Here is a 7659-nt window from a genome sequence, read left to right as displayed (position 1 = left end):
AGACGCGCGAGCACATCCTGCTGGCGCGCCAGGTGGGCGTTCCGGCGCTGGTGGTGTTCCTGAACAAGGTGGACCAGGTCGACGATCCCGAGCTGCTCGAGCTGGTCGAGATGGAGGTGCGCGAGCTGCTGTCGTCCTACGACTTCCCGGGCGACGAGATTCCGATCATCGCGGGCTCGGCGCTTGCGGCGCTCGAGGGCCGCGACCCCGAGATCGGCGAGAACAAGATCCGCGAGCTGATGGCGGCGGTTGACGAGTACATCCCGACGCCCGAGCGTCCGATCGACCAGCCCTTCCTGATGCCGATCGAGGACGTGTTCTCGATTTCGGGCCGCGGCACGGTGGTGACGGGCCGCGTCGAGCGCGGCGTGATCACGGTCGGCGACGAGGTCGAGATCGTGGGTCTGCGTCCGACCAAGAAGACGACCTGCACGGGCGTCGAGATGTTCCGCAAGCTGCTGGACCGCGGCGAGGCGGGCGACAACATCGGCGCGCTGCTGCGCGGCATCGGGCGCGAGGACGTCGAGCGCGGCCAGGTTCTGTGCAAGCCGGGTTCGGTGACGCCGCACACCAAGTTCGAGGCCGAGGCCTACATCCTGACCAAGGAGGAGGGCGGCCGCCACACGCCGTTCTTCACCAACTACCGCCCGCAGTTCTACTTCCGCACCACGGACGTGACCGGGACGGTGAAGCTGCCCGAGGGCGTCGAGATGGTGATGCCCGGCGACAACCTGAAGTTCGAGGTCGAGCTGATCGCCCCCATCGCCATGGAGGAGCGCCTGCGCTTCGCCATCCGCGAGGGCGGCCGCACCGTCGGCGCCGGCGTCGTCTCGAAGATCATCGAGTAAGCGCGCAGTTCTGCTCTCGGCGGCCGGGGGCGCGCCCCCCGGCCGTCGCATTGAGTTCCCTGCGATCACAGAGGTAGAGCCATGCAAGGCCAGAACATCCGGATCCGCCTGAAGGCGTTCGACCACCGCGTCCTGGACGCCAGCGCCCAGGAGATCGTCTCGACGGCGAAGCGGACCGGCGCCACCGTGCGCGGACCGATTCCCCTGCCGAACAAGATCGAGAAGTTCACCGTTCTTCGCGGTCCGCACATCGACAAGAAGAGCCGTGAGCAGTTCGAGATCCGCACCCACAAGCGGCTGCTCGACATCGTGGACCCGACCCCGCAGACGGTGGACGCGCTGATGAAGCTCGACCTCGCCGCCGGCGTGGACGTCGAGATCAAGCTCTGAGGAGGGTGACATGCGCTCCGGAGTGATCGCGAAGAAGCTGGGCATGACCCGGCTGTTCAAGGAAGACGGCGCACAGATTCCCGTGACCGTCCTCCAGATGGAGAACGTTCAGGTGGTCGCGCAGCGCACCCCCGAGAAGGACGGCTACGCGGCCGTTCAGCTGGGCGCCGGCGCGGCCAAGCCCAAGAACGTGACCAAGCCCATGCGGGGCCATTTCGCCAAGGCGTCCGTCGCGCCCAAGCGCAAGCTGGCCGAGTTCCGCGTGAGCCCCGAGAACCTGATCGAGGTCGGTGCCGAGATCACGGCCGACCATTTCGTGCCCGGCCAGCACGTGGACGTGGCCGGCACCTCGATCGGCAAGGGCTTTGCGGGCGCGATGAAGCGGCACAACTTCGGCGGCCTTCGGGCGTCGCACGGCGTGTCGATCTCGCACCGCTCGCACGGCTCGACGGGTCAGTGCCAGGACCCGGGCCGCGTGTTCAAGGGCAAGAAGATGGCCGGCCACATGGGCGCCGCCCGCGTGACGGTGCAGAACCTCGAGGTCGTCAAGACCGACCCCGAGCGCGGCCTGATCATGGTCAAGGGCGCGGTGCCCGGATCGAAGGGCGGCTGGGTCACGATCAAGGACGCGGTCAAGAAGCGCCCGCCCGAGGGCCTGCCCCTTCCGGCCGCGATCCGCAAGTCCGAAGCCGCGGCCGAGGCGGCCGAAGCCCCCGCCGACGAGGGGAGTGCTGAGTGATGAAAGCTGAAGTCAAGAACCTCGACGCCGGCGCCGCCGGCGAGATCGAGCTCGCCGACGACATCTTCGGGCTGGAGCCGCGCGCGGACATCCTGCACCGCGTGGTGCGCTGGCAGCTCGCCAAGCGCCAGGCCGGCACGCACAAGACCAAGACCCGCGGCGAGGTGTCCTACTCGACGAAGAAGATCTATCGTCAGAAGGGCACCGGCGGCGCGCGTCACGGCGACAAGGGCGTGGTGCAGTTCCGTCACGGCGGCACCGTCAAGGGCCCGGTGGTGCGCAGCCACGCGCATGACCTGCCCAAGAAGGTGCGCAAGCTGGGCCTGAAGCTGGCCCTGTCGGCGAAGGCGAAGGCGGGCGAGATCATCGTGATCGAGAACGCCGAGCTGGCCGAGGCCAAGACCAAGGCGCTGAAGGCGCGGGCCGACAAGCTCGGGCTGACCAAGGCGCTGGTGATCGACGGCGCGGAGGTGAACGAGAACTTCCTCCGCGCGTCCCGCAACATCGACGGCCTGAACGTGCTGCCGAGCCAGGGCGCGAATGTCTACGACATCCTGCGTCACGACCAGCTCGTGCTGACCAAGGCCGGCGTCGAAGCGCTGGAGGCGCGCCTGAAATGAGCGTCAAGCCCGAACTCTACGACGTGATCCGCCGCCCGATCATCACCGAGAAGTCCACCATGGCGTCCGAGCACAACGCGGTGGTCTTTGAGGTGGCGATCGACGCCAACAAGCCGCAGATCAAGGAAGCGGTCGAAGCCCTGTTCAACGTGAAGGTCAAGGCGGTGAACACCGTCGTGTCCAAGGGCAAGGTCAAGCGCTTCCGCGGCAAGGTCGGCAAGCGCAAGGACACGAAGAAGGCCTACGTCACCCTCGAAGAGGGCAACGCGATCGACGTGGCCACTGGACTCTGAGGGTCCGGCGTCTTAAGAGACGCGCTCACATGATCCGGTGCGGGGCCTTCGGGCCTCGCATCGTCATTTCGCGGACCTCCGGGGCCGCTTAACCGAGGGTTCGAGAGAGCCCCCACAGCAACGGAAGACAGCAAGATGGCGTTGAAGTCATACAACCCCACGACGCCGGGCCAGCGCGGGCTGGTTCTGATCGACCGTTCGGAGCTGTTCAAGGGCCGCCCCGTCAAGAAGCTCACCCAGGGCTTGACGAAGAAGGGCGGCCGCAACAACACCGGACGCATCACGGCGCGCCGCATCGGCGGCGGCGCCAAGCGGCTCTATCGAATCGTCGATTTCAAGCGGCGCAAGTTCGACGTGCCCGCCACGGTCGAGCGCATCGAATACGACCCCAACCGCACCGCCTTCATCGCCCTGATCCGCTATGAGGACGGCGAGCTGGCCTACATCCTGGCGCCGCAGCGCCTGGCGGTGGGCGACAAGGTGATCGCGGGCAAGAAGGTCGACGTGAAGCCGGGCAACGCCATGCCCTTCACCGGCATGCCGATCGGCACCATCGTTCACAACATCGAGCTCAAGCCCGGCAAGGGCGGCCAGATCGCGCGCGCCGCGGGCGCCTACGCCCAGTTCGTGGGCCGCGACGGCGGCTACGCCCAGATCCGCCTGAGCTCGGGCGAGCTGCGCATGGTCCGGCAGGAGTGCATGGCCACGGTGGGCGCGGTCTCGAACCCCGACCACTCGAACCAGAACCTGGGCAAGGCCGGCCGCACGCGCCATCTGGGCAAGCGCCCCTCGGTGCGCGGCGTGGCCATGAACCCGATCGATCACCCCCATGGCGGCGGCGAGGGCCGCACCTCGGGCGGCCGCACCCCGGTCACCCCGTGGGGCAAGGACACCAAGGGGCGGCGCACCCGCTCCAACAAGGCCACCGACAAGTTCATCATCCGCTCGCGCCACCAGCGCAAGGGCCGGAAGTAAGGAGCCACTGAATGCCTCGTTCAGTTTGGAAGGGCCCGTTCGTCGACTCCTACGTCCTGAAGAAGGCGGAGAAGGCGCGCGAGTCGGGTCGCAACGAAGTCATCAAGATCTGGTCGCGCCGTTCGACCATCCTGCCCCAGTTCGTCGGGCTGACCTTCGGCGTCTACAACGGTCACAAGCACATCCCCGTGTCGGTGACCGAAGACATGATCGGCATGAAGTTCGGCGAATTCTCGCCGACCCGCACCTATTACGGCCATGCGGCCGACAAGAAAGCGAAGCGGAGGTAATCGATGGGCCAGTCCGCCAATCCCCGCCGCTGCGCGGAAAACGAGGCGATCGCCGTCAGCCGCATGCTGCGCGTGTCGCCCCAGAAGCTCAACCTGCTGGCGCAGCAGATCCGGCGCAAGCCGGTCGGCAAGGCGCTTGCCGAGCTGCAGTTCTCGAAGAAGCGCATCGCCAAGGACGTGCAGAAGGCGCTCAAGTCCGCGATCGCGAACGCCGAGAACAACCATGGGCTTGACGTCGATTCCCTGATCGTCGCCGAGGCCTGGGTGGGCAAGAACCTGGTGATGAAGCGCGGGCGTCCGCGCGCGCGCGGCCGTTTCGGCCGGATCTTCAAGCCGTTCAGCCAGATCACCGTCAAGGTCCGTCAGGTCGAGGAAGACTCGTAATGGGCAACAAGGTCAATCCGATCGGTCTGCGCCTGCAGATCAACCGCACCTGGGACAGCCGGTGGTTCGCGAACACCAAGGACTACGGCGCGCTGCTCCATGAGGACATCCGCATCCGCAACTTCATCCGCAAGAAGTGCGCGAATGCGGGCATCAGCCGCGTCGTGATCGAGCGTCCGCACCGCAAGTGCCGCGTGACGATCCACAGCGCCCGCCCCGGCGTGATCATCGGCAAGAAGGGCGCCGACATCGAGAAGCTTCGCCAGGAAGTGGCCAAGCTGACCAACTCGGAGCTGCACCTGAACATCGTCGAGGTGCGCAAGCCCGAGATCGACGCCCAGCTGGTGGGCGAGAACATCGCCCAGCAGCTCGAGCGCCGCGTCGCCTTCCGCCGCGCCATCAAGCGCGCGGTGCAGAACGCCATGCGCATGGGCGCGCTCGGCATCCGCATCAACGCCTCGGGGCGTCTGGGCGGCGCCGAGATCGCGCGCACCGAGTGGTATCGCGAGGGCCGCGTGCCCCTGCACACCCTGCGCGCGGACATCGACTACGCGCATGTCGAGGCCAAGACCGCCTATGGCGTGATCGGCATCAAGGTCTGGATCTTCAAGGGCGAGATCCTCGAGCACGACCCGTCCGCCCGCGACCGCCGTCAGGCCGAGCTGCAGGAGGGCGGCCGTCCCGGCGGTCGTCCCGGCGGCCCGCGCCGCTGAGCCCGCTTGAAGGAGTGATCAGATGCTTTCCCCGAAGCGCACCAAATTCCGCAAGCAGCACAAGGGCCGGATTCACGGCGAGGCCAAGGGCGGCTTCGAGCTGAACTTCGGTCACTATGGGCTGAAGGCGGTCGAGCCCGAGCGCATCACCGCCCGGCAGATCGAGGCGGCCCGCCGCGCCATGACGCGTCACATGAAGCGTCAGGGCCGCGTGTGGATCCGCATCTTCCCGGACGTGCCGGTGACGCAGAAGCCGACCGAGGTCCGCATGGGCAAGGGCAAGGGTTCGGTCGAATACTGGGCGGCCAAGGTCAAGCCCGGCCGCATCATGTTCGAGATCGACGGCGTGTCCGAGCCCGTCGCCCGCGAGGCGCTGCGCCTGGCGGCGATGAAGCTGCCCATCAAGTGCCGCTTCGTCCAGCGCGAAGACTGGTGAGATCGCCCCGCGCGATCCGCGAAAGGGCCCCGCTTCGGCGGGGCCCTTGCCTTTTCGGCCGGTCGCGGCGGCGTTCGGACCGCGCCGGGCGGGCTGGGGGTTGCCAAGCGGGCCGCCGGGGGGTATACGGCCCCCTCATCCATGTCCTCCACCGGAATCAGGGTGACTGTCGCGGCCGCGCGCAGGCTCTCCGGTGAGTGTTGTGAGAAGGAAGACCGGCATGAAAGCCCAGGAACTGCGGGACAAGACTCCCGACGAGCTGCGCGCGCAGCTCGAGGCCCTGAAGAAGGAGGCCTTCAACCTCCGCTTCCAGGCCGCCACCGGCCAGCTGGAAAGCACCGCGCGCGTGGGGCAGGTCCGCAAGGACATCGCCCGTGTGAAGACCATTCTGAACGAGAAGGCCGCCGCCGCGGCTCAGGAGGCGTAAGATGCCCAAACGCATCCTTCAGGGCACCGTGGTGAGCGACAAGAACGAGCAGACCGTCACGGTCCTGGTCGAGCGCCGCTTCAAGCATCCGCTGATGCAGAAGACCGTGCGCAAGTCGAAGAAATACCGGGCCCACGACCCGGAGAACCGCTTCAAGGTGGGGGACGTCGTCCGCATCCGCGAATGCGCGCCCATCTCGAAAACCAAGCGCTGGGAAGTCGTCGTCAGCGAAGCCTGACGCCGTCTGACCGGCACAGTCGAAACCGCGGGGCGCGTCCCCGCAGGTCGGGAGCAACACCATGATCCAGATGCAGACCAATCTGGACGTCGCCGACAACTCCGGCGCGCGTCGGGTGCAGTGCATCAAGGTCCTCGGCGGCGCGAAGCGCAAATACGCGTCGGTCGGGGACGTCATCGTGGTCTCCGTCAAGGAGGCCATCCCCCGCGGCCGCGTGAAGAAGGGCGACGTGCGCAAGGCCGTCGTCGTGCGCACCGCGAAAGAGGTCCGTCGTCCCGACGGCACCGCGATCCGTTTCGACGGCAACGCGGCGGTGATCCTCAACAACAACCTCGAGCCGATCGGCACCCGCATCTTCGGCCCGGTCGTGCGCGAGCTGCGCGCGAAGAACTTCATGAAGATCATCTCGCTCGCGCCGGAGGTGCTGTGATGGCCGCGAAGCTGAAGAAGGGCGACAAGGTCGTCGTGCTGGCCGGCCGCGACAAGGGCAAGCAGGGCGAGATCCTGAAGGTCATGCCCAAGGAGGGCCGCGCCATCGTCGACGGCGTGAACGTCGTCATCCGCCACACCCGTCCGAGCCAGGCCAGCCAGGGCGGCCGCATTCCGCAGCCGGCGCCCATTCACCTGTCGAACCTCGCGCTCGTCGATCCGAAGGAAGGCGTCCCGACCCGGGTCGGCTTCAAGATGGTGGACGGCAAGAAGGTCCGTTTCGCCAAGAAGTCGGGGGAGGTCATCGATGCTTGACGCTGCTGGCTACGAGCCGCGCCTGAAGACGCTGTACAAGGAGAAGATCCGTGCGGCGCTGAAGGAAGAGTTCGGCTACAAGAACGACATGATGATCCCGCGCCTCGAGAAGATCGTCCTGAACATGGGCGTCGGCGAGGCGGTGTCGGATTCGAAGAAGATCAAGGCCGCCCATGACGACCTCATGGCGATCGCCGGCCAGAAGCCCGTGATCACCAAGGCCAAGAAGTCGATCGCCGGCTTCAAGGTCCGCGAGGGCATGCCGCTGGGCGTCAAGGTCACCCTTCGCGGCGACCGCATGTACGAGTTCCTTGATCGGCTGATCACCATCGCGCTGCCCCGCGTCCGCGACTTCCGCGGCGTGAAGGGCGATGCGTTCGACGGGCGCGGCAACTACGCCATGGGCCTGAAGGAGCACATCGTCTTCCCCGAGATCGACTACGACAAGATCGATCAGACCTGGGGCATGGACATCGTGATGTGCACCACCGCGCGCACCGACGCGGAAGCCAAGGCGCTGTTGAAGCATTTCAACATGCCCTTCTCGAAGTGATCGCGCAGG

15 protein-coding genes are annotated in these 7659 nt (G+C 66.8%); all 15 read left to right on the top strand.

What is annotated here, in order from left to right:
• A partial coding sequence (locus LY05_RS12300) for an elongation factor Tu (RefSeq protein WP_148922026.1) occupies window positions 1–848 on the top strand: 848 nt, incomplete at its 5' end.
• An 81-nt stretch (window positions 849–929) separates the two neighbouring features.
• Window positions 930–1238 carry a 30S ribosomal protein S10 gene (gene rpsJ / locus LY05_RS12295; RefSeq protein WP_072747801.1) on the top strand — a complete coding sequence of 103 codons (309 nt, stop codon included), beginning with the start codon at window positions 930–932 and terminating at the stop codon, window positions 1236–1238.
• 10 nt (window positions 1239–1248) lie between these two features.
• Window positions 1249–1977: a 50S ribosomal protein L3 gene (gene rplC / locus LY05_RS12290; protein WP_072747800.1), complete on the top strand. Its 729-nt coding sequence runs from the start codon at window positions 1249–1251 to the stop codon at window positions 1975–1977.
• Window positions 1977–2597 carry a 50S ribosomal protein L4 gene (rplD, locus tag LY05_RS12285; protein WP_148923345.1) on the top strand — a complete coding sequence of 207 codons (621 nt, stop codon included), beginning with the start codon at window positions 1977–1979 and terminating at the stop codon, window positions 2595–2597. Before rplC ends, rplD begins: the two co-directional genes overlap by 1 nt.
• A complete protein-coding gene (locus LY05_RS12280) occupies window positions 2594–2890 on the top strand; it encodes a 50S ribosomal protein L23 (RefSeq protein WP_148923344.1) in 297 nt (98 codons plus the stop codon). The genes rplD and LY05_RS12280 overlap by 4 nt, the downstream gene beginning before the upstream one ends.
• Window positions 2891–3025: 135 nt before the next feature.
• Window positions 3026–3865 carry a 50S ribosomal protein L2 gene (gene rplB / locus LY05_RS12275; protein WP_148923343.1) on the top strand — a complete coding sequence of 280 codons (840 nt, stop codon included), beginning with the start codon at window positions 3026–3028 and terminating at the stop codon, window positions 3863–3865.
• A gap of 11 nt (window positions 3866–3876) precedes the next feature.
• Window positions 3877–4155 (top strand): 30S ribosomal protein S19, encoded by a 279-nt coding sequence (gene rpsS / locus LY05_RS12270; protein WP_072747796.1) that lies wholly within the window; start codon window positions 3877–3879, stop codon window positions 4153–4155.
• A gap of 3 nt (window positions 4156–4158) precedes the next feature.
• Entirely contained in the window at window positions 4159–4539 is a 381-nt protein-coding gene (gene rplV / locus LY05_RS12265; RefSeq protein ID WP_072747795.1) for a 50S ribosomal protein L22, read from the top strand.
• Window positions 4539–5252 carry a 30S ribosomal protein S3 gene (rpsC, locus tag LY05_RS12260; RefSeq protein ID WP_148923342.1) on the top strand — a complete coding sequence of 238 codons (714 nt, stop codon included), beginning with the start codon at window positions 4539–4541 and terminating at the stop codon, window positions 5250–5252. Before rplV ends, rpsC begins: the two co-directional genes overlap by 1 nt.
• A gap of 22 nt (window positions 5253–5274) precedes the next feature.
• A complete protein-coding gene (gene rplP / locus LY05_RS12255; protein ID WP_072747793.1) occupies window positions 5275–5688 on the top strand; it encodes a 50S ribosomal protein L16 in 414 nt (137 codons plus the stop codon).
• A gap of 220 nt (window positions 5689–5908) precedes the next feature.
• A complete protein-coding gene (gene rpmC / locus LY05_RS12250; RefSeq protein WP_072747792.1) occupies window positions 5909–6115 on the top strand; it encodes a 50S ribosomal protein L29 in 207 nt (68 codons plus the stop codon).
• Window position 6116: 1 nt separating this feature from the next.
• Window positions 6117–6353: a 30S ribosomal protein S17 gene (gene rpsQ, locus LY05_RS12245; protein WP_072747791.1), complete on the top strand. Its 237-nt coding sequence runs from the start codon at window positions 6117–6119 to the stop codon at window positions 6351–6353.
• 61 nt (window positions 6354–6414) lie between these two features.
• On the top strand, window positions 6415–6783 hold the full coding sequence (gene rplN, locus LY05_RS12240) for a 50S ribosomal protein L14 (RefSeq protein WP_072747790.1): 369 nt from the start codon (window positions 6415–6417) through the stop codon (window positions 6781–6783).
• Window positions 6783–7097, top strand: coding sequence for a 50S ribosomal protein L24 (rplX, locus tag LY05_RS12235; RefSeq protein WP_072747789.1), 315 nt, complete (start codon window positions 6783–6785; stop codon window positions 7095–7097). Before rplN ends, rplX begins: the two co-directional genes overlap by 1 nt.
• Window positions 7090–7650, top strand: a complete 561-nt coding sequence (rplE, locus tag LY05_RS12230; protein WP_148923341.1) for a 50S ribosomal protein L5 — start codon at window positions 7090–7092, stop codon at window positions 7648–7650. Before rplX ends, rplE begins: the two co-directional genes overlap by 8 nt.
• Window positions 7651–7659: the final 9 nt, after the last annotated feature.

Origin of the sequence: Oceanicella actignis (genome assembly GCF_008124525.1) — a bacterium.
In the GTDB taxonomy this organism is placed as follows: Bacteria; Pseudomonadota; Alphaproteobacteria; order Rhodobacterales; family Rhodobacteraceae; genus Oceanicella; species Oceanicella actignis.
Note: the sequence above shows the minus strand (reverse complement) of the source record. Positions and strands in the feature narration are given on the sequence as shown.